This is a genomic window from Pseudomonas syringae, from assembly GCF_021606685.1.
In the GTDB taxonomy this organism is placed as follows: Bacteria; Pseudomonadota; Gammaproteobacteria; order Pseudomonadales; family Pseudomonadaceae; genus Aquipseudomonas; species Aquipseudomonas syringae_R.
This window is the reverse complement of the sequence record NZ_WKCB01000096.1, coordinates 1-19,375: the sequence shown is the minus strand read 5'-3', so window position 1 is coordinate 19,375 and position 19,375 is coordinate 1. Positions and strand designations below refer to the sequence as shown.

General features: G+C 62.8%; 18 protein-coding genes. 8 read left to right on the top strand and 10 right to left on the bottom strand.

The window, feature by feature from the left end; all coding sequences use genetic code 11:
* Nucleotides 1-57 precede the first annotated feature (57 nt).
* On the bottom strand, nucleotides 58-696 hold the full coding sequence (locus tag GIW02_RS24295; protein WP_236417067.1) for a C40 family peptidase: 639 nt from the start codon (nucleotides 694-696) through the stop codon (nucleotides 58-60).
* A gap of 250 nt (nucleotides 697-946) precedes the next feature.
* Here GIW02_RS24295 and GIW02_RS24290 point away from each other — a divergent pair, with 250 nt between their 5' ends.
* Nucleotides 947-1,375 carry a TM2 domain-containing protein gene (locus tag GIW02_RS24290; protein WP_268935640.1) on the top strand — a complete coding sequence of 143 codons (429 nt, stop codon included), beginning with the start codon at nucleotides 947-949 and terminating at the stop codon, nucleotides 1,373-1,375.
* 143 nt (nucleotides 1,376-1,518) lie between these two features.
* On the opposite strand, the gene GIW02_RS24285 is transcribed toward GIW02_RS24290, so the two are convergent.
* From GIW02_RS24285 to gshB, 7 genes are all read right to left on the bottom strand, one after another.
* Nucleotides 1,519-2,790, bottom strand: coding sequence for a dihydroorotase (locus GIW02_RS24285; RefSeq protein WP_236417077.1), 1,272 nt, complete (start codon nucleotides 2,788-2,790; stop codon nucleotides 1,519-1,521).
* The gene (locus GIW02_RS24280; RefSeq protein WP_236417087.1) at nucleotides 2,787-3,791 is read right to left on the bottom strand and encodes an aspartate carbamoyltransferase catalytic subunit; all 1,005 of its coding nucleotides are present in this window, start codon (nucleotides 3,789-3,791) and stop codon (nucleotides 2,787-2,789) included. Before GIW02_RS24280 ends, GIW02_RS24285 begins: the two co-directional genes overlap by 4 nt.
* 24 nt (nucleotides 3,792-3,815) lie before the next feature.
* Nucleotides 3,816-4,322 carry a bifunctional pyr operon transcriptional regulator/uracil phosphoribosyltransferase PyrR gene (pyrR, locus tag GIW02_RS24275; RefSeq protein ID WP_236417089.1) on the bottom strand — a complete coding sequence of 169 codons (507 nt, stop codon included), beginning with the start codon at nucleotides 4,320-4,322 and terminating at the stop codon, nucleotides 3,816-3,818.
* Nucleotides 4,323-4,394: 72 nt separating this feature from the next.
* Nucleotides 4,395-4,832 carry a Holliday junction resolvase RuvX gene (gene ruvX / locus GIW02_RS24270; RefSeq protein WP_003195067.1) on the bottom strand — a complete coding sequence of 146 codons (438 nt, stop codon included), beginning with the start codon at nucleotides 4,830-4,832 and terminating at the stop codon, nucleotides 4,395-4,397.
* Nucleotides 4,832-5,401 (bottom strand): YqgE/AlgH family protein, encoded by a 570-nt coding sequence (locus tag GIW02_RS24265; RefSeq protein ID WP_236417098.1) that lies wholly within the window; start codon nucleotides 5,399-5,401, stop codon nucleotides 4,832-4,834. The genes ruvX and GIW02_RS24265 overlap by 1 nt, the downstream gene beginning before the upstream one ends.
* A 338-nt stretch (nucleotides 5,402-5,739) precedes the next feature.
* Nucleotides 5,740-6,645 carry an energy transducer TonB gene (locus GIW02_RS24260; protein ID WP_236417100.1) on the bottom strand — a complete coding sequence of 302 codons (906 nt, stop codon included), beginning with the start codon at nucleotides 6,643-6,645 and terminating at the stop codon, nucleotides 5,740-5,742.
* Between the two features lie 77 nt (nucleotides 6,646-6,722).
* On the bottom strand, nucleotides 6,723-7,676 hold the full coding sequence (gene gshB, locus GIW02_RS24255; protein ID WP_099585834.1) for a glutathione synthase: 954 nt from the start codon (nucleotides 7,674-7,676) through the stop codon (nucleotides 6,723-6,725).
* A gap of 239 nt (nucleotides 7,677-7,915) precedes the next feature.
* On the opposite strand from gshB, the gene pilG reads away from it, so the two are divergent.
* The 6 genes from pilG (at nucleotide 7,916) to GIW02_RS24225 (ending at nucleotide 17,757) form a co-directional block, all read left to right on the top strand.
* Nucleotides 7,916-8,323 (top strand): twitching motility response regulator PilG, encoded by a 408-nt coding sequence (gene pilG / locus GIW02_RS24250; RefSeq protein ID WP_016972942.1) that lies wholly within the window; start codon nucleotides 7,916-7,918, stop codon nucleotides 8,321-8,323.
* A gap of 46 nt (nucleotides 8,324-8,369) precedes the next feature.
* Nucleotides 8,370-8,735, top strand: coding sequence for a twitching motility response regulator PilH (gene pilH, locus GIW02_RS24245; protein WP_003234583.1), 366 nt, complete (start codon nucleotides 8,370-8,372; stop codon nucleotides 8,733-8,735).
* A 12-nt stretch (nucleotides 8,736-8,747) separates the two neighbouring features.
* Nucleotides 8,748-9,272 carry a chemotaxis protein CheW gene (locus GIW02_RS24240; protein WP_236417102.1) on the top strand — a complete coding sequence of 175 codons (525 nt, stop codon included), beginning with the start codon at nucleotides 8,748-8,750 and terminating at the stop codon, nucleotides 9,270-9,272.
* Nucleotides 9,269-11,320 (top strand): methyl-accepting chemotaxis protein, encoded by a 2,052-nt coding sequence (locus GIW02_RS24235; RefSeq protein WP_236417111.1) that lies wholly within the window; start codon nucleotides 9,269-9,271, stop codon nucleotides 11,318-11,320. Before GIW02_RS24240 ends, GIW02_RS24235 begins: the two co-directional genes overlap by 4 nt.
* A gap of 169 nt (nucleotides 11,321-11,489) precedes the next feature.
* Nucleotides 11,490-17,309, top strand: coding sequence for an Hpt domain-containing protein (locus GIW02_RS24230; protein ID WP_236422134.1), 5,820 nt, complete (start codon nucleotides 11,490-11,492; stop codon nucleotides 17,307-17,309).
* Entirely contained in the window at nucleotides 17,302-17,757 is a 456-nt protein-coding gene (locus tag GIW02_RS24225) for a chemotaxis protein CheW (protein ID WP_236415595.1), read from the top strand. The genes GIW02_RS24230 and GIW02_RS24225 overlap by 8 nt, the downstream gene beginning before the upstream one ends.
* Nucleotides 17,758-17,881: 124 nt before the next feature.
* On the opposite strand, the gene GIW02_RS24220 is transcribed toward GIW02_RS24225, so the two are convergent.
* Together GIW02_RS24220 and GIW02_RS24215 are read right to left on the bottom strand one after the other, a co-directional pair.
* Nucleotides 17,882-18,169, bottom strand: a complete 288-nt coding sequence (locus GIW02_RS24220) for a HigA family addiction module antitoxin (RefSeq protein WP_236415593.1) — start codon at nucleotides 18,167-18,169, stop codon at nucleotides 17,882-17,884.
* 14 nt (nucleotides 18,170-18,183) lie between these two features.
* A complete protein-coding gene (locus GIW02_RS24215) occupies nucleotides 18,184-18,462 on the bottom strand; it encodes a type II toxin-antitoxin system RelE/ParE family toxin (protein ID WP_236415591.1) in 279 nt (92 codons plus the stop codon).
* A 498-nt stretch (nucleotides 18,463-18,960) separates the two neighbouring features.
* On the opposite strand from GIW02_RS24215, the gene GIW02_RS24210 reads away from it, so the two are divergent.
* Complete coding sequence (locus GIW02_RS24210; protein ID WP_236415590.1) at nucleotides 18,961-19,200, top strand: DUF6124 family protein; 240 nt, start codon at nucleotides 18,961-18,963, stop codon at nucleotides 19,198-19,200.
* Nucleotides 19,201-19,375 lie beyond the last annotated feature (175 nt).

The following is a 19,375-nucleotide window of genomic DNA, read 5'->3' as shown; positions in this document are numbered from 1 at the left end:
ATCCACCGCCATCGGGGGCAAGCCCCCTCCCACATTTGTACTGTATTCAGCCTGGGATCAGCGTTGAACCACGCGCAAGGTGTTCTGCTCTTTCGGCAAAACCCGCTTGGCAATCACGTAGTTCTTGTCCCAGAACGGCTTTTTCAGCGTGTCGATGCTGACCGACTTGCCACGACGCGGTGCGTGGATGAAGCGGTCGTTGCCCAGGTAGATGGCAACGTGGTTGACCTGGCGGCTCTTGAGCTTGAAGAACAACAGGTCGCCCGGTTTCAGGTCCTTGCGGTCAACCTTCTGCCCGTGGCCGGCGGCCATGGCGTTGGAGGTGCGCGGCAAATCCACGGCGGCTACGTCGTTGAACGCATATTTCACCAGGCCGCTGCAGTCGAACCCTTTACTTGGGCTGCTGCCGCCCCAACGATAAGGGGTACCGAGCACGTTAACGGCGCGGCTGAGGACAGTGCTGCTTTGCTTGGTATTGACGCCAACCAGGCCAGGGGTTGCTTTACCGTTGTGGGCCTTGCTCAGTTGAGTCGGGCGGTTGACGGTCAGCTTTACCGATTTGGCAGTGCTTGGCGTGCTGTGAACTTTAGGGGTGAAACCGTTGACGTTAGGAAGTCGTTGCTCACGATTGGTGGCGTGGGCGGCCAGTGGCATTAATAGGCAAATGGTTAGCCATGTCTTGAAAAATGGTCGCATTAGGCGTGGCTCTTATGGGTTTGCGCGCAACTTTATAACAGCTTTTTGTGTCGTTCTCAGGCCGTTTGTCGACTGAACCTTGGGGTCAAATCCAGGAAAAACGCGACGAATCGTCGCAATTGTCCTATACAAGTCAGGTGGCATAAGGCTTTCAGGGGAGGGAAGATACCATTTGCCGTACGTCGGGCGCCTGTAAAAAAGTCACAAAGAAAATGAAAAAATTTATCTATCGACGCAAAAGAGGTACGCGATGAACACCTATCAACAGATTGGTCCCCAGCAAGACACCCACAGCAAGGTGATCGGTTACCTGTTGTGGATTTTCGGTTTTACCGGTGCGCATCGGTTTTATTACGGCAAACCCGTGACCGGTACGATCTGGTTCTTCACGCTCGGCCTGCTGGGTATCGGCTGGCTGATCGACCTCTTTCTGATCCCGGCCATGGACCGTGAAGCCGACCTGCGTTTCACCGCCGGGCCTATCGAATACAACGTGGCCTGGGTACTGTTGGCGTTCCTCGGGGTATTTGGCGTGCACCGCATGTACCAGGGCAAATGGATCAGCGGCCTGATCTACCTGCTGACCGGCGGCTTGTTCCTGGTGGGGGTGCTGTATGACTTCTGGACATTGAATACGCAGATCTCGATCCGCAATGCCGAGCGTAATAACGGACGTTGAGTTTCTCAAGCCACACAGGAAACCAAATGTGGGAGCGGGCTTGCTCGCGAAGGCGGTGGATCAGTCTATTAATCTGTTGACTGACACTCCGCCTTCGCGAGCAAGCCCGCTCCCACAGTTACTGTGTCCACTCTAGATCAGCGTCAGGCCTGGTAGCTGATGCGGCCGTCTACCAAGGTATACCGCACCGTCGCCGGCAGGCTATGGCCGATGAACGGGCAGTTTTCACCCTTGGACAGCCACTGCTCCCCGGCAACCGTGGAGCTGGCCGGGTCAAACAGCACCAGGTCCGCTGCCGCACCCACCGCCAATTTACCCGCTGGCAGGCGCAAGGCTTGGGCCGGGCCGGCGCTGAGGCGTGCCAGTAGCGTCGGCAAGTCCAGCAAGCCATCTTCCACCAACGTCATTGCCAGCGGCAGCAACAGTTCGACGCTGCTGATACCTGGCTCTGTCGCGCCGAACGGCGCCAGTTTGGCATCCCGTTCGTGGGGTTGGTGATGGCTGGAAATCGCCGAGACCACACCGGACTTGACCGCCGCACGCAAACCGTCGCGGTCTGCCAGGGTGCGCAGCGGCGGTTGTACGTGATACAGGCTGGAGAAGTCGATCAGCGCCTCATCCGTCAGGATCAGCTGATACAGCGCGACATCTGCCGTCACCGGCAAGCCCCGGGCCTGGGCCTGGGCGATCAGGGCCACGCCCCGTGCGCTGGTGAGCTGGCTGAAGTGCGCGCGTACGCCACTTTGTTCCACCAGCAGCAGGTCACGGGCCAGGGCCACGGTTTCGGCGGTTTCCGGGATGCCCGGCAGGCCGAGGAAGCTGGCCACGGCGCCTTCATGGGCCAGGCCGCCTTCGGCAAGGTCGCGGTCCTGAGAATGGAAGATCACCGTCAAATCGAAGGTGGCCGCATATTCCAGGGCGCGGCACAGGGTGCGGGTGCTGCGGAAACTCTCCAGGCCATTGCCGAAGGCTACGCAACCGGCGTCGCGCAGGGCGATCAGCTCGGCGAGTTGTTCACCTTCCAGGCCTTTGCTCAGGGCGCCGATGGGGAACACCTTGCAGTTACCGGCTTCACGGGCGCGGTCGAGGATCAACTCGGTCACGGCCGAGGTGTCCAGCACCGGCTTGGTATGTGGCGGGCAGCACAGGCTGGTCACGCCACCGGCTGCGGCGGCGCGGGTTTCGCTGATGATGTTGCCTTTGCGGCTGTAGCCCGGCTCGCGCAGGGCGACATTCAGGTCGACCAGGCCAGGCGCGGCGACCAGGCCTTTGGCGTCGATGGTTTCGCTGGCGCTGAAGCCTGCGGGCGCGGCACCGATGGCGATGATCTTGCCAGCTTCCAGATGAAGGTCGGTGACGTTATCCAGGCCACTGGCTGGATCAATGACTCGGGCGCCGAGAATGCTGAGCTTCACTGGGCGTTCTCCTGCTCGAATTGACGTTGCGCGGTTTGCCCGCTCATGGCCATGGACAGCACCGCCATGCGCACGGCGATGCCGTAGGTCACCTGGTTGAGGATCACCGACTGGTTGCCGTCGGCCACCGCCGACTCAATCTCCACGCCGCGGTTGATCGGGCCCGGGTGCATCACGATGGCGTCGGGCTTGGCGCCGGCCAGGCGCGCGGTGGTCAGGCCGAACAGGCGGTAGAACTCACCTTCGCTGGGCAGCAGGCCGCCGGCCATGCGTTCGCGTTGCAGGCGCAGCATGATCACCACGTCCACATCCTTGAGGCCTTCGGCCATGTCGGTGTAGACCTTCACGCCGTACTGCTCGATACCGATCGGCAGCAGGGTTTTCGGCGCGATCACGCGGATGTCCGGGCAACCCAGGGTCTTGAGGGCCAGCATGTTCGAACGCGCCACCCGCGAGTGCAGGATGTCGCCGACGATGGCCACCGACAGGTTTTCAAAGCTGCCCTTGTGCCGACGGATGGTGAGCATGTCGAGCATGCCCTGGGTCGGGTGAGCATGGCGGCCGTCGCCACCATTGATGATTGCCACATTCGGGCACACGTGTTCGGCGATGAAATGCGCGGCGCCGGAGTCGCCGTGGCGCACCACGAACATGTCGGCGGCCATGGCTTCGAGGTTGCGCAGGGTGTCGAGCAGGGTTTCGCCCTTGCTCGCCGACGAGGTGGACACGTTCAGCGTGATCACATCGGCCGACAACCGCTGGGCCGCCAATTCAAAGGTGGTACGGGTGCGGGTGGAGTTCTCGAAGAACACATTGCAGATGGTCTTGCCGCGCAGCAGCGGGACCTTCTTCACCGCGCGGCCACCGACTTCGAGGAACGAGTCAGCGGTGTCGAGGATTTCGGTGAGCAGTTCGCGGGGCAAACCGTCGAGGGACAAGAAATGTTGCAACTGACCCTGAGCATTGAGCTGCAGCGGGCGCTTGGCATCTAGAGGCGTCATCGCGGGGACTCTTTACAAGGCGGTTTAAAGGGCGAGGTCTTGCAGTTCGAGTTCGAGCGGCGTGGGACCGGACAATTTTACCCGCTGCCGGGCCGAAAGCGACAGCGTGGCGCCGACCACGTCCGGGCTGATCGGCAATTCGCCGGCGTCCAGGTCGAGCAGGCAGACCAGGGTCACGCTGGCCGGGCGGCCATAGTCGAACAGCTCGTTCAGGGCGGCGCGGATGGTGCGGCCGCTCATCAGTACGTCGTCGATCAGCACCAGGTGCTGGCCTTCGATCTCGAACGGCAGGGCCGACGGGCGCACTTGCGGGTGCAGGCCGTTCTGGCTGAAGTCGTCGCGGTAGAAGGACACGTCCAGGGTGCCCAGGGGCGAATCGCTGCCCAGTTCTTCCAACAGCGCCTGGGCTACCCACACACCGCCGGTGCGAATGCCGATGAAGCGCGGCTCGCTGATGGCGCGGTGTTGCAGATGGGCCGTGAGGCTCGTCGCCATCTGGCTGATCAGTTCGGCGGGATTGGGCAGGCTCATGGTGGCTCCTTCAAGGCCTCGCGCAGGCAAGGTCCGGGCTCAAACGTAAAAAGACGCGGCAAGCCGCGTCAGTCAGGATTCAAATAAAGCGGTGTTTTCATCCAACCAGCCCTGCAACAGCAGGGCGGCGGCAATGGCGTCCACCGGGTTGTCGCGGTAGCTGCCTTTTTGCCCGCCACGGTCGCGGCGCTCACCCTTGGCTTCAAAGGTGGTCAGGCGCTCGTCGTGGGTATAGAAGGGGAGGTTGTAGCGGCCATTCAGGCGGCGGGCGAATTTCTCGGCGCGCAGGCACATGTCGCTGGGGGTGCCGTCCATGTTCAGGGGCAGGCCGACGACTACGGCGTCGGGCTTCCACTCCTTGATCAGGGCTTCGACCTGGTTCCAGTCCGGTACACCGTTCTGGGCCTTGAGGGTACACAGCTCGCGGGCCTGGCCGGTAATCACCTGGCCGACCGCTACGCCGATCTGTTTGGTGCCGTAGTCAAAGCCGAGGATCAAGCGCAAAGCCATCAGGCGTGCCCCGCCTGGCTGGTCAGCAGGCTGAGGTTGACCCGCAGCTTGGCCGCGGCCGCTTCCAGGCGCAATTCGCTGGCGGTGTTGAACAGGATGTCGGCGTCGAACGGGCAGGTCAGCCAGGCATTGCTGGCCAGTTCGGCTTCCAGTTGCCCGGCTTCCCAGCCGGCGTAGCCCAGGGTGATCACGCTTTGCTCAGGGCCGACACCGTCGGCGATGGCGAACAGCACATCCTGGGAGGTGGACAGCGACACACCGTCCAGGTCCACCGTGGCCTGGAACTTAGGCCCGGTCGGGTGCAGCACAAAACCGCGATCGGTCTGTACCGGGCCGCCAATGTAGATCGGTACGTGCTGGCAGCGGGCCGGCGGGTCGATGTCCGGGCGCAGTTGCTCAAGAATGTCCGCCAGGGTCAGCTCCTGCGGGCGGTTGACTACCAACCCCATGGCACCATTGGCGGTGTGCTCGACGATATAGGTCAAGGTCTGCGCAAAGTTCGGGTCGGCCATATGGGGCATGGCGATCAGGAATTGGTGCTTGAGGTAGGTCGGGCTGACATTTTTCATGTCCGCTAGTGTGGCGTTGGAGGGGCGAACTGACAAGCTGGGAGTTGTTAGGGCGTGCGTTCTGCACATAATTGTATGTGGCAAGCGGACTGGGATTTGTGTGGCAAGTGACTAGGTTTGTGTGGCGAGCGGGCTTGCCCGCGCTGGGCTGCGTAGCGGCCCCTAACGCTGGCAACCGGGTATGCCTGATACATCGTAGGTGACTTACTGGGGCTGCTGCGCAGCCCAACGCGGGCAAGCCCGCTCGCCACATGAGCCCGTTCGCCACATAAGCCCGCTTTTCACATGAGCCTGGTTTTCACACAGGCCCGCTTTTTTGATAGGGCGGTTAGGGGGCGTCAGTTACTGGACAGCCGGTCGCCCTTGGCGAATTTCCAGGTGCGGATGATTTCCAGGCGGTCGACGTCGTTCAGGTCACCGGTGAACGGCGCGAAGGGCGCAGCCAGGCGCACGATGCGCTGGGCGGCCTGGTCCAGTAGAGGCTGGCCGGACGACTCCAGCACCTGCACTTCATAGAGCGAACCGTCGCGGTTGATCGACACCAATAGACGCAAATTGCCGTAAATCTGTTGGCGCCGCGCCTCATCCGGGTAGTTGAGGTTGCCGATGCGCTCGACCTTCTTGCGCCATTCGTCCTTATACCAGGCGCCTTTGTCGCGCATGGTAGAGGCCGCGTTCAGCCGGTAGATACGCGGGCGCTTGGCGTACAGTTGCTGTTCGTTGGCCAATTCAGCTTCCAGGCTGGAAATTTCGTCGGACAGCGTTGAGCTGTCGAACGTCGGCGCCGGTTTGACCGGTTCGGGCTGCGGCTCGGTCTTGGTCTTTTCGCGCTGGGTCGGGGCCTTTTGCGGCTTGGGCGCGACGGTGGCCACGGTAGCCTTGGGCGCAGCCTGCTTGACCTCGGGCTTGGGCGCCGGCGGTGGGGTGACTTTATTGATCTTGTTGTCCTGGAACGGCGCCACTTCAGTGGTCTTGGGCACCGCTTTCTTGTCCAGGGTGCCGCTGCCCTGCTGGTTGTCCTGGGCGAGAAAGTCAGCCTTTTCGGGCGGCTTTTCGCTTTTGAACGTGGCGAGGGTGATTTCCAGGGTCTTGGTGATCTGCTTGGGTTCGGCAAAGGTGAAGCCCAGGCCGAGGATCAGGGCGAGGTGCACCAGTGCTGCCAGGAACAGGGTAAAACCGAGCCGATCAGCCGGGCGCACGCCGCTGTGGGAGAGTTCGGGGGGCAGATCGGGCGGGAGCGTCATGACAAGAAAACCAACATCGCGCGTTTCACAGGTGGCGCATGATAACGCAATGTTGGTGCGTGTCCGGCTGTTCTATGTCACTTGGCTTGTAGCTTGCGCTCAATGGCCGCCATCAGCATTTCGCCGATGTTCGTGCCAAACGCATTGTCGATCTCGCGAATGCAGGTTGGGCTGGTGACGTTGATTTCGGTGAGGTTTTCACCAATTACGTCCAGTCCTACAAACAGCAGGCCTTTTTCCCGCAGGGTTGGGCCAACCTGAGCTGCAATCCAGCGATCCTTGTCTGTCAGCGGGCGCGCTTCACCACGGCCGCCGGCGGCCAGGTTGCCGCGCGTCTCGCCTGCTGCGGGGATACGCGCCAGGCAGTAATCCACCGGTTCGCCGTCGATCATCAGGATGCGCTTGTCGCCGTCCTTGATCGCCGGGATGTAAGCCTGGCCCATGATCTGCTGGGTGCCCAGCACCGTCAGGGTTTCCAGGATCACCGAGAGGTTCGGGTCGCCTGCGCGGTGACGGAAGATCGAGGTGCCGCCCATGCCATCCAGCGGCTTGAGGATCACGTCGCCGTGCTTGGCGGCGAATTCGCGCAGCACATCGGCGCGGCGGCTGACCACGGTCGGCGGCGTGCACTGTGGGAACAGGGTGGCGAACAGCTTTTCATTGCAGTCGCGCAGGCTCTGCGGCTTGTTGACGATCAGCACACCGGCGCGCTCGGCCTGCTCCAGCAGGTAGGTGGAGTAGACGAACTCCATGTCGAACGGCGGGTCCTTGCGCATCAGGATCACGTCCAGATCGCTGAGCGGGCTGTCGATTTCGTCCGACAGCTCGAACCACTTCTCGGGGTTGGCAAACACCTGCAGCGGGCGCATGCGTGCACGGGCTTCACCGTCGCCCTGGTACAGGTCGCGCTGCTCCATATAGAACAACGTCCAGCCGCGGGCCTGGGCGGCCAGAAGCATGGCCAGCGAGCTGTCCTTTTTATAGGAGATGCTGGCGATAGGGTCCATGACAATGCCGACGCGAACGCTCATGGGGGATTTCCTCTAGCAAATTAGGGCGCATAAAAGTGGCGTCAGAGTGGCGCTGCGGCTGTTGTGGGTCAAGGAAAAACCACCTGGCCGGTTGCTCGATAGATTGCGCCCGGAGACTGTGCTAAAAAGACTGCCACGGCGCAGCAGCCCTTGAATTCCAAGGCTTGCGGCGCTCATCCTGTGCAACATCAGGCAGTACACACCGAAAACCGATTCGCTGTGGCGATGGTAGAGCAGATATGGAACAGCATTCCAACGCCTTGAGAGTGATGGTCATCGACGATTCGAAGACGATCCGCCGCACCGCCGAGACGCTGTTGAAGAACGCGGGGTGCGACGTCATCACGGCCATCGACGGTTTCGATGCGCTGGCGCGGATTGTTGATCATCACCCGCACATTATCTTTGTCGACATCATGATGCCGCGCCTGGATGGCTATCAGACCTGCGCACTGGTGAAGAACAACCCGGCGTTCAAGTCGATCCCGGTGATCATGTTGTCCTCCAAGGATGGCCTGTTCGACAAGGCCAAGGGGCGCATCGTTGGTGTCGATCAGTTTTTGACCAAGCCTTTCAGCAAGGAAGAACTGCTGGGTGCGATCAAGGCCTACGTGCCTGCCTTCGCCGCAGTAGAACAAGCACACTGACGCCGCCCGAAAAGGGCCGGCGCCGACCAATGTAGTGGGGAAAACCATGGCACGCGTTCTGATCGTCGACGATTCGCCGACTGAAATGTACAAACTCACCGGCATGCTCGAAAAGCACGGCCACCAGGTCCTCAAGGCCGAAAACGGCGCGGACGGCGTGGCCCTGGCCCGTCAGGAAAAACCCGATGCCGTGCTGATGGACATCGTGATGCCGGGCCTCAATGGCTTCCAGGCCACGCGCCAGCTGTCCAAGGAGCCGGAAACCAACGGCATCCCGATCATCATCATCACCACCAAAGACCAGGAAACCGACAAGATCTGGGGCGCGCGCCAGGGCGCCAAGGATTACCTGACCAAGCCGGTCGACGAAGACACCCTGATCGCCACCCTGAACAAGGTGCTGGCCGGCTGACGGCACGCGATCATGACCGAATCGCACACCGCCTTTGAGCTGTTGCTGGACATCGACCGCCGCTGCCGCCTGTTGGCCGCCGACCTGCCGTCCCAGGAAGCCCGCCTGCAGCGCTGGAGCGGGATCGGCTTTCGCCTGGGGGAGCATTGGTACGTGGCGCCCATGGGCGAAGTCGCCGAGGTGTTGCACGAGCCGCGCTGCACCTTGATGCCGGGGGTCAAACCGTGGGTCAAGGGCGTGGCCAACCTGCGCGGGCGCCTGCTGCCGGTGATGGACCTGGGCGGGTTCCTTGGCCTGCCGTTGTCCAAGGCGCGCAAGCAGCGCCGGGTCTTGGTGGTGGAATATAACGACCTGTTTGTCGGGCTGCTGGTGGACGAGGTGGTGGGGATGCAGCATTTCGCACAAGACGCACTGCTGGCGAACGTCGCTCCCGGCGCGCCCTTTATCCAGGGCCGGTTCGACGGCGAGCCGCTGTGGCAGGTTTTCAGCCCCTTCGCCCTGGCCCAGGCCCCAGGCTTCATGGATGTTGCCGCATGACCACCGCCACCACGCCCAAACCCCAGGCCGCTTCGCGTAGCCGCTCGCAGATCATCGTGCTGTTTATCGCGTTGATTGTGTTCATCATGCTGTTGTTCGCCAATTTCGCGTATCTCAACACCCAGTCCACCTATGACAAACAGTACATCGGCCACGCCGGTGAGCTGCGCGTGCTCTCGCAACGCATCGCCAAAAATGCCACCGAAGCCGCTGCCGGCAAGGCCGCTGCGTTCAAACTGCTGGGCGATGCCCGCAACGACTTTGCCCAGCGCTGGGGCTACCTGAAAAAAGGCGATCAGGAAACCGGCTTGCCCGCCGCCCCCAATGCGGTGCGTGCGGAAATGCGCGCGGTGCAGACCGACTGGGAGGCGCTGCTGAAAAACACCGACGCGATCCTCGCCAGCGAGCAGACTGTGCTGTCCTTGCACCAGGTGGCCGCGACGCTGGCCGAAACCGTGCCGCAGTTGCAGCTGGAATCTGAAAAAGTCGTCGATATTCTGCTGCAACGCGGTGCCCCGGCCAGCCAGGTGGCGTTGGCCCAGCGCCAGTCGTTGCTCGCCGAGCGTATCCTCGGCGCGGTCAACACCGTGCTCGCCGGTGACGAAACCGCTGTGCAGGCCGCCGATGCGTTCGGCCGCGATGCCGCGCGTTTCGGCCAGGTGCTCAACGGCATGCTCAACGGCAACCCGGGCCTGCGCATCACCCAGGTCGAAGACCGCGACGCCCGCGCGCGGCTGGCGGAAATCGCCGAGCTGTTCGAGTTCGTTTCCGGCTCCGTGGATGAAATCCTCGAAACCTCGCCGCAGCTGTTCCAGGTGCGCGCCTCGGCGAGCAACATTTTCAACCTGTCGCAAACCTTGCTCGATGAGGCCTCGCACCTGGCCACCGGCTTTGAAAACCTCGCCAGCGGGCGCAGCTTCGACACCATCGGCGGCTATGTGCTGGGCCTGCTGGCGCTGGCCTCGATCATCCTGATCGGCCTGGTGATGGTGCGTGAAACCAACCGCCAGTTGCATGAAACCGCCGAGAAGAACGAGCGCAACCAGAACGCGATCATGCGCCTGCTCGATGAGATCGAAGACCTCGCCGACGGCGACCTCACCGTGACCGCCTCGGTGACCGAAGACTTCACCGGCACCATCGCCGACTCCATCAACTATTCCGTGGACCAACTGCGCGACCTGGTGGCCACCATCAACCTCACCGCCGGCCAAGTCGCCGGCGCGGTGCAGGACACCCAGGCCACCGCCATGCACCTGGCGCAAGCGTCGGAGCACCAGGCCCAGCAGATCGCCGAAGCGTCCACGGCGATCGAGCAGATGGCCCAGTCCATCGACCAGGTGTCGGCTAACGCGGCTGAATCCTCGGCGGTGGCGGAGCGTTCGGTGGAGATTGCCAACAAGGGCAACGAGGTGGTGCACAACACCATCCACGGCATGGACAACATTCGCGAACAAATCCAGGACACCGCCAAGCGCATCAAGCGCCTGGGCGAGTCGTCCCAGGAAATTGGCGATATCGTCAGCCTGATCGACGACATTGCCGACCAGACCAACATCCTTGCCCTCAACGCCGCGATTCAGGCGAGCATGGCCGGCGACGCCGGGCGCGGCTTTGCGGTGGTGGCCGATGAAGTGCAGCGGCTGGCCGAGCGCTCGTCAGCCGCCACCCGGCAGATTGAAACTTTGGTGCGCGCGATCCAGACCGACACCAACGAAGCCGTGATCTCCATGGAGCAGACCACCACCGAAGTGGTGCGCGGCGCCCGTCTGGCCCAGGACGCTGGGGTGGCGTTGGAGGAGATCGAAGGCGTGTCGAAAACCCTCGCGGCGCTGATCCAGAGCATTTCCAACGCGGCGCAGCAGCAAACTTCGTCGGCGGGGCAGATTTCCTTGACCATGAACGTGATCCAGCAGATCACCACACAGACTTCGTCGGGTTCCACGGCGACCGCTGAAAGCATTGGCAATTTGGCGAAGATGGCCAGTCAGCTGCGGCGGTCGGTGTCGGGCTTCACCCTCCCGCCGCCGAAACAGGCAGATGACTGAAGTGCATTCAAAATGTGGGAGGGGGCTTGCCCCCGATGGCGGTGTGTCAGTCACCTAATCCATTGGCTGAACTACTGCAATCGGGGGCAAGCCCCCTCCCACATTGGATCTCCTTTTGATTCGAGATCTTGGCAACACCAGCAACCCACGAATTCTAAGCGGAGCAGTTATGGTTGATCGGCACGACTACGTGGCCCTCGAATGGGTCAAGGGCGACATTGCCGAAACCCTGAAACAGGCCCGTTCGGCGCTCGATACGTTTGTCGACACAGGCGAGGGCGAGGCCCTCGGCGCGTGCCTGGCCGGCATCCACCAGGTGCATGGCGCGCTGCAAATGGTCGAGTTCTACGGCGCGGCGCTGCTGGCCGAGGAGGTCGAAGCCCTGGCCCTGGCCCTCCAGGCCGGACACGTCAGCCAACGCGATGAAAGCATCCGCCTGCTGCAACAGGCCCTCGGCCAATTGCCGCTTTACCTCGACCGCGTGCACAGCGCACGCCGCGACCTGCCGCTGGTGGTGTTGCCGCTGCTCAATGACCTGCGCAGCGCGCGCGGCGAAAGCCTGTTGTCGGAAACCAGCCTGTTCAGCCCGCAGTTGTTGACGATTGCGCCGTTGCCGGATGAAGCCTTGGCCCAACGCATGCCGCCCGATCTGCACGAACACTTGCTGCAATGGCACCAACTGCTGCAACAGGCCCTGGCCGGGCTGCTGCGTGAGGACCACGGCCCGAGCAACCTCGAAGACATGGCACGGGTATTTGCGCGCCTGGAGGCGCTCTGCCAGGGCGCGCCGCTGTTGCCGCTGTGGCAGGTGACCTCGGCGCTGGTGGAGGGCATGCTCACCGGCGTGATCGCCAACAGCCCGGCGCTGCGCAGCCTGCTCAAGGCCAGTGACAAACAACTCAAGCGTCTGCTGGCCCAAGGCATTGGCGGCATCAACCAGCCGGCGCCGGATGAGTTGCTCAAGAGCCTGCTGTTCTATGTCGCCAAAGTCACTCGGCCGACGCCGCGCATGCAAAGCCTCAAGGAGCGCTACGGCCTGGATGAGGCGTTGCCCGACAGTGCCGTGGTCGATGCCGAACGCGCGCGCCTGGCCGGGCCGGACCGCAATGCCATGGGCTCGGTGCTGGGCGCATTGTGCGAGGAACTGGTGCGGGTCAAGGAGCGACTCGACTTATTCGTGCGCAGCGACCGTCAGCACACCAGTGACCTCGACGCGTTGCTCGCGCCCCTGCGCCAAATCGCCGATACCTTGGCGGTGCTGGGCTTCGGCCAGCCGCGCAAGGTCATCATCGACCAACTGGCGGTGGTGCTGAGCCTGGCCCAAGGCCAACGCGCGCCGAATGACGCCGTGTTGATGGATGTCGCCGGCGCCTTGCTGTATGTCGAAGCGACCTTGGCCGGCATGGTTGGCACCGTCGAGCCGGAAAGCCGCGAAGAGAGCCGCCTGCCCACCACCGACCTGACGCAGATTCACCAGTTGGTGCTCCGCGAGTCCTGCCAGTGCCTGCGCCAGGCCAAGGAATTGGTGATCGACTGTGTTGAGGCCCACTGGGATCGCCAGCGCCTGGAATCCCTGCCGGAGCTGCTGAGCCAGGTGCGCGGCGCGCTGGCGATGATTCCGTTGCCACGGGCGGCGAGCCTGATGCGCGGCTGCAGCGATTACGTCGACGAACAGTTGATGAGCCACGACAGCCCGCCCTCCGAGGCGCAGCTGGCGCATTTCGCCGACGTGATCAGCAGCCTGGAATACTATTTGGAGCGCATGCTCCAGGACCCCGACGCCGCCGGCGAGCGGGTGCTGGAACTGGCCACCCAAGGCCTCGCCGCGCTGGGTTACCTGCCCGCCGAAAAGCCCTGGCGGCAGGCGCTGGCGGCACCCGACGGCGCACTCTCGAGCGAGGCGGCCCCAAGCCAATCCCAATTCGACGCGCTGGCCAGCCCGACCTCGCGCCTCAACCCGCCGGCGTTGCAACGCCCCGGCAGCCTGTTGCCGCCGCCCGCCGATGAAGAGCCTATCGACGACGAGCTGCGCGAAGTCTTCCTCGAAGAAACCGATGAAGTGCTTGAGGTGCTGCACCGTCACTTGCCCAACAGCGCCGACAAGACCGCCCAGGGTGAAATGCGCCGCGCTTTCCATACCCTCAAAGGCAGCGGCCGCATGGTGCGCGCGCTGGTGCTGGCTGAGCTGGCCTGGGCCGTGGAAAACCTGCTCAACCGCGTGCTCGAACGCAGCGTGGTCCTTGGCACCGAGGTGCAGCAGGTATTGGACGAAGCTGTAGCGCTGTTGCCGGAGTTGATCGCCGATTTTGCCATCGACGATCAACGCCAACGCGATGAAGTCGACGCCCTGGCCGCCCGCGCCCACGCCTTGGCCAGCGGCGCGCAGCTGCCCGCCGCCGAAGCCCACGACCCGATGCTGCTGGAGATCTTCCGCAACGAAGCCCAGAGCCACCTGGACAGCCTCAACCACTTCCTGCAACAGGCCGCCGAACACGTGCCGCTGCAAGTCAGCGATGAACTGCAACGCGCCCTGCACACCCTCAAGGGCAGCGCCTACATGGCCGGCGTGTTGCCCATCGCTGAGCTGGCGCGTCCGCTCGATCACCTGACCCGCGAGTACAAGGCCCACCGCCTGCCGCTGGATCTGGACGAAGTGGAATTGCTGCTGGAGGCCGAAACGTTGTTCCAGCGCGGGCTGCGTCAGCTGGACGGCGACCCGCTGGTGCCGATCCAGGGCGCGGCCGACCTGATCGGCCGTACCCAGGCGTTGCTCGATCATCAGCTTCAAGCCCTGCTCGACGCACCGGCCACCGGGCTGCGGATCAAGCGTGACCCGCAATTGATCGCCAACTTCCTGGCCCAGGGCATGGACATTCTGCTCGACGCCGAAAGCCTGCTGCGCCGCTGGCAACAACACCCTGGCGAGCGTCAGGAACTCACCGCGTTGCTGGACGAACTGACCACGCTGGGCGAGGGCGCGCATGCCGCCGACCTCTATGCCATCGACGAACTCTGCGAAGCCTTGCTGGACCTCTACGGCGCCGTGGAAGAAAGCAGCCTGGCGGTCAGTGCGCGGTTTTTCCATGAGGCCGAGCAGGCCCACGAAGCGCTGATCAGCATGCTTGACCAGTTGGCTGCCGGCCAGGAAATCAGCCCGGCGCCGGCACGCGTGCAGGCCCTGCGCGAATTGCTCGACGAAGCCCTCGACCCGTCCGCCACCGGGCTGGTCAAAAGCGACGGCAGCCGCGCGCTGAGCATCGCCGAACTGGGCGCCGCCACGGCGCAGCTGAGCCAGGACACGGCGATGGACGACGAGATCGTCGAGATCTTCCTGGAAGAGGCGGTGGACATCCTCGACAGTGCCGGGCAGGCCCTCAAGCGCTGGCTGCTGGAGCCCGACAGCCCAGCGCCGCTGTCGTCGTTGCAACGCGACCTGCATACGCTCAAGGGCGGCGCGCGCATGGCCGAGATCGGCGCGGTGGGCGACCTGGCCCATGAGCTGGAATGCCTTTACGAAGGCCTGGTGGACCGCCGCTACAGCTACTCCCCCGAACTCTCCCTGGTGTTGATGGCGGCCCACGAACGGCTGGCGCTGCAACTCGAAGAGCTGCAACAGCACGCGCCGCTGAGTGACAGCGCCGAGCTGGTCGCCAGGCTGCGCGCGGTGCGCCAGAGTGGCACCAGCGCGGCCCCGGGCCCGACAGCAGAAACCGCGAGCGCCGACCCGGAACTACTGGATATTTTCCTCGAAGAAGCCGCCGATATTCTCGACAGCTCAGGCAGCGCCTTGCTGCGCTGGCAGGCCGAACCGAGCAACCGCCAGGAAGTCGAAACCCTGCTGCGTGACCTGCACACCCTCAAGGGCGGCGCGCGGATGGTCGAGATCGGACCGATCGGCGACCTGGCCCATGAGCTGGAGTTTCTCTACGAAGGCCTGTCCGCCGGCGTGCTGGCGCCGACCGCCGAGCTGTTCGCTTTGCTGCAGGGTTGCCATGACCGCCTGGCGCAGATGATCGATGCGGTGGCCGATGGCCTGCCGGTGGGCTCGGTGGACAAGCTGATCGAGCGCATCAGAAGCCTGGTGCACCCGAGCGCTGAGCCGGTGGTGCCGGTGGCCTTGCCAGCGGCTAAGGCGGAAGCGGCGGTGGACCCGACGGCGGACATGGTGAAAATCTCCGCCGACCTGCTCGATGATCTGGTCAACCTGGCCGGCGAAACCTCGATTTTCCGTGGCCGTATCGAGCAGCAGGCCAACGACGCGCGCATCGCCCTCAGCGAAGTGGAAACCACCCTCGAGCGTATGCGCGACCAACTGCGCCGCCTCGACACCGAAACCCAGGGCCGCATCCTCAGCCGCCAGCAGGCCGAGGCCGAGCGCCTGGGGTATGAAGAATTCGACCCGCTGGAAATGGACCGTCATTCGCAGCTGCAGCAACTGTCGCGCGCGCTGTCGGAATCAGTCTCAGACCTGCTGGACCTCAAGGACACCCTCGACCGCCGTAACGAGGATGCCCACGACCTGTTGCAACAACAGGCACGCATCAATACCGAACTGCAGGAAGGCCTGATGCGCACGCGCATGGTGCCGTTTGAGCGCATGTTGCCGCGCCTCAAGCGCATCGTGCGCCAGGTGGCGGGTGAGCTGGGCAAGGACGTCGAGTTCATCGTCGGCAATGCCGAGGGCGAGATGGACCGCAATGTGCTGGAGCGCATGGCGGCACCGCTGGAGCACATGCTGCGCAACGCCGTCGACCATGGCCTGGAATCCCGCGAGGCGCGGGTGGCAGCCGGCAAGCCGGAAAAGGGCCGCATCACCCTGGACCTGACCCACGAAGGCGGCGATATCGTCTTCGACATGCGCGACGACGGCGCCGGCGTGCCCCTGGAGGCGGTGCGGCGCAAGGCGATCAAGCGCGGCCTGCTCACCGCCGATCAAGAGATCAGCGACCGCGACGTGTTGCAGTTCATCCTGCAGCCGGGCTTTTCTACCGCTGAAAAAATTACCCAGATTTCCGGGCGCGGCGTGGGCATGGACGTGGTGCATGAGGAGGTGCGTCAGCTTGGCGGCTCGATGGTCATTGACTCGACACCGGGCGAGGGTGTGCATTTCCGTATTCGCTTGCCGTTTACCGTGTCGGTCAACCGCGCGCTGATGGTGCAGTGCGCGGACGACCAGTACGCGATTCCGCTCAACACCCTCGAAGGTCTGGTGCGGGTGCTGCCCCATGAGCTGGCCGGGCACTACCAGCAAGACCCGCCGCGCTATGAATACGCCGGGCAACGCTACGAGCTGTTTTACCTCGGCGACCTGCTGCACACCGTGGCCCGTCCGAAACTGTTGGGCCAATACCAGCCGGTGCCGGTGTTGCTGGTGCACTACAACGAGCGACGCGTGGCGGTGCATGTCGATGCCATGGCCGGTACGCGGGAAATCGTGGTCAAGGGCCTGGGGCCGCAGTTTGCCGGGGTGCAAGGTGTGCCCGGCGCGACCATCCTGGGCGACGGGCGCGTGGTGTTGATCATCGACCTTCTCGCGCATATCCGCGCCCGGCAACCGGCCTTGCCGGCGCAGGCCGTCGATGCGCCGCTGATCCTCAACGACCCGCTGAAAAAACGCCCGTTGCTGGTGCTGGTGGTGGACGACTCGGTCACTGTGCGCAAGGTCACCAGCCGCTTGCTGGAGCGCAATGGCATGAACGTGCTCACCGCCAAAGACGGCATCGACGCCATCGCGGTGCTCGAAGAACACACGCCAGACCTGATGCTGCTCGACATCGAAATGCCGCGCATGGACGGCTTCGAAGTCGCCACTCAGGTGCGCAACGACCCCCGGCTGATGCGCCTGCCGATCATCATGATCACCTCGCGCACCGGCCAGAAACACCGCGACCGCGCCATGGCCATCGGCGTCAACGAGTACCTCGGCAAGCCGTACCAAGAGTCGGTGCTGCTGGAAAGCATCGCTTACTGGAGCAAGTCCCATGCTTGACCACCGCACCAGCCAACTCACCGGCCTGCTGCTGCCTCTGGCCGACCGCCACCTGGTGTTGCCCAACGTCGCCATCGCCGAGCTGATCGACTTCCAGCGCGGCGAACCGGCCAGCGATGCGCCGCCCTGGTATTTGCGACAAGTGACGTGGCGCGATCGGCAAATTCCATTGATCAGCTTTGAAGCGGTGTGCGGCGAAGCCAGCGTAACGGGCGAGCGCTCACGGATTGTGGTGTTGAATGCGCTGGGCGGGCGGCCGACGTTGAAGTTTATTGCGCTGGTGATCCAGGGCATCCCCCGCTCGTACAAACTCGACAGCGAGCTGAGCTATGTGGACGTGCCGTTGTGCCCGCTGGAACTGGCGGCGGTGCAGGTGGGCGAGCATGTGGCCAAGGTGCCGGACCTCATGGGGCTCGAAGCCTTGCTGGTAAAGTCCGGCCTGGCCTGACCCTGAGCCTTGCAAAAATCCAATGTGGGAGGGGGCTTGCTCCCGATAGCAGATTGTCAGTTGATATATCTATAACTGACCCACCGCCATCGGGGGCAAGCCCCCTCCCACACTGATTCGTGCCTCAATCAATCCGCGCAAACCGCTCAATCACCGGCTGCTCCCGATGCTCGGCCTGCCACAAGTCATAGGCACTTTGCATCGACAGCCATAACCGCGCAGTACTCACGCCAGCCCGTTCAAGCCTCACGGCCAGATCCGGGCTGACCGGTGCACGGCCATGCAAAATCCTTGAAAAAGTCTCACGGGCGAAACCAAGGCGTCGTGCCATTTCGGTGATGGTGATGCCAACGGCAGGGACCACATCCTCAAGCAGGATTTCGCCGGGGTGAGGTGGGTTGTGCATACCCATAACTTTACCTCTACTCAGTGGTAATCCAGATAATCAACCAGTTCGACTTGGTCGTCGAACATCCGAAAAATGATGCGCCAGTTACCACTGACACTGACGGACCAGTAGTCGATCAAGTCGCCTTTCAAGCGGTGGAACGACCAGCCAGGGAGGTTCAGTTCCGTTGGGTGTTCAGCCTTGTCCAGAAGAATCAGCACGCGGCGTAGCCTGTTCGCATGATTGACGTTGATGCCTCTGGTTGAACCGGTCTCATAGAAAACCCTTAGGCCCTTATGCTTCCAACTGACGATCAAAGCGCGATTGTGATGTGATACATCACACTCTGCAATGGCCTTGCATCAGGTTTAACGGTCGGATTCATGATGTCTGCCCGTGGCACGATTCGGACCGAAAAGGCTAGAGAGGCCGCTTCCGAGCAACAACCTGAAAACCCTGTCGGAATATTCTCTGTGGTGAACACGCTTTGGGGGCTTTCGGATTTTTCCTGCAGGATTTTGGGCTGTGCATGAACTTGTTGTGGGTAGTCATGGCGGCTAGTCTTCGTTCCGTCATCGAAAAAACGGCGACACGGACGTGCAAGTCCGGTTACATGTCGGCGCACCAACGCCCATAGCCATTCAACGGGCGTTTTTTATGCCTGCTGTATTTGTTATGGCAGCTGTGCGCGGGAGATTCCTTGGAGTCTGCCGGGGTCCGATATGCCCGGTCTTGCACACCTGCGCACGGCTGCCACCCTATTTCGTGTGCAAGCGTATGAGGGCAGCCTCCATCGTATATCGGAGCTGTAAATCATGGCTAAACCTACGCCTAATCCGCCCCTCTTCACCGTTAGCCCCCACCAAAACACCGAAGCCTTGCTGGTCAACGCCAGCGAAACCTTATCCTCGCTTAACGCTATGACCTGCAATCTGGCCTTCGACCTGAACACCTCCCAGCGCGCAATCATGCTCGGCATCCAGCAAATGGCCGAGCTGGGTCAGTTGCTGGTCGATAGAGCACTGGAGCAGGTCAGCCCGGCGCCGGAAGGTTGAGGCGGCCCCTGTTTGGGACCGCCATCTAACCACCAACACCGAACAAATGTGGGAGGGGGCTTGCCCCCGATGGCGGACTGCCAGTTGATGCAGCTACACCTGGCCCACCGCCATCGGGAGCAAGCCCCCTCCCACAGGTAATTTGTTCTGTATTGGAAAACTGCCACCCATCATG

Bases quoted from the DNA above. Each gene is read 5' to 3' on its own strand.
- GIW02_RS24295 (WP_236417067.1), bottom strand. From the start codon at position 696: ATGCGACCATTTTTCAAGACATGGCTAACCATTTGCCTATTAATGCCA.
- GIW02_RS24290 (WP_268935640.1), top strand. From the start codon at position 947: ATGAACACCTATCAACAGATTGGTCCCCAGCAAGACACCCACAGCAAG.
- GIW02_RS24280 (WP_236417087.1), bottom strand. From the start codon at position 3,791: ATGACGCCTCTAGATGCCAAGCGCCCGCTGCAGCTCAATGCTCAGGGT.
- pyrR (WP_236417089.1), bottom strand. From the start codon at position 4,322: ATGAGCCTGCCCAATCCCGCCGAACTGATCAGCCAGATGGCGACGAGC.
- ruvX (WP_003195067.1), bottom strand. From the start codon at position 4,832: ATGGCTTTGCGCTTGATCCTCGGCTTTGACTACGGCACCAAACAGATC.
- GIW02_RS24265 (WP_236417098.1), bottom strand. From the start codon at position 5,401: ATGAAAAATGTCAGCCCGACCTACCTCAAGCACCAATTCCTGATCGCC.
- GIW02_RS24260 (WP_236417100.1), bottom strand. From the start codon at position 6,645: ATGACGCTCCCGCCCGATCTGCCCCCCGAACTCTCCCACAGCGGCGTG.
- gshB (WP_099585834.1), bottom strand. From the start codon at position 7,676: ATGAGCGTTCGCGTCGGCATTGTCATGGACCCTATCGCCAGCATCTCC.
- pilG (WP_016972942.1), top strand. From the start codon at position 7,916: ATGGAACAGCATTCCAACGCCTTGAGAGTGATGGTCATCGACGATTCG.
- pilH (WP_003234583.1), top strand. From the start codon at position 8,370: ATGGCACGCGTTCTGATCGTCGACGATTCGCCGACTGAAATGTACAAA.
- GIW02_RS24240 (WP_236417102.1), top strand. From the start codon at position 8,748: ATGACCGAATCGCACACCGCCTTTGAGCTGTTGCTGGACATCGACCGC.
- GIW02_RS24235 (WP_236417111.1), top strand. From the start codon at position 9,269: ATGACCACCGCCACCACGCCCAAACCCCAGGCCGCTTCGCGTAGCCGC.
- GIW02_RS24230 (WP_236422134.1), top strand. From the start codon at position 11,490: ATGGTTGATCGGCACGACTACGTGGCCCTCGAATGGGTCAAGGGCGAC.
- GIW02_RS24225 (WP_236415595.1), top strand. From the start codon at position 17,302: ATGCTTGACCACCGCACCAGCCAACTCACCGGCCTGCTGCTGCCTCTG.
- GIW02_RS24220 (WP_236415593.1), bottom strand. From the start codon at position 18,169: ATGGGTATGCACAACCCACCTCACCCCGGCGAAATCCTGCTTGAGGAT.
- GIW02_RS24210 (WP_236415590.1), top strand. From the start codon at position 18,961: ATGGCTAAACCTACGCCTAATCCGCCCCTCTTCACCGTTAGCCCCCAC.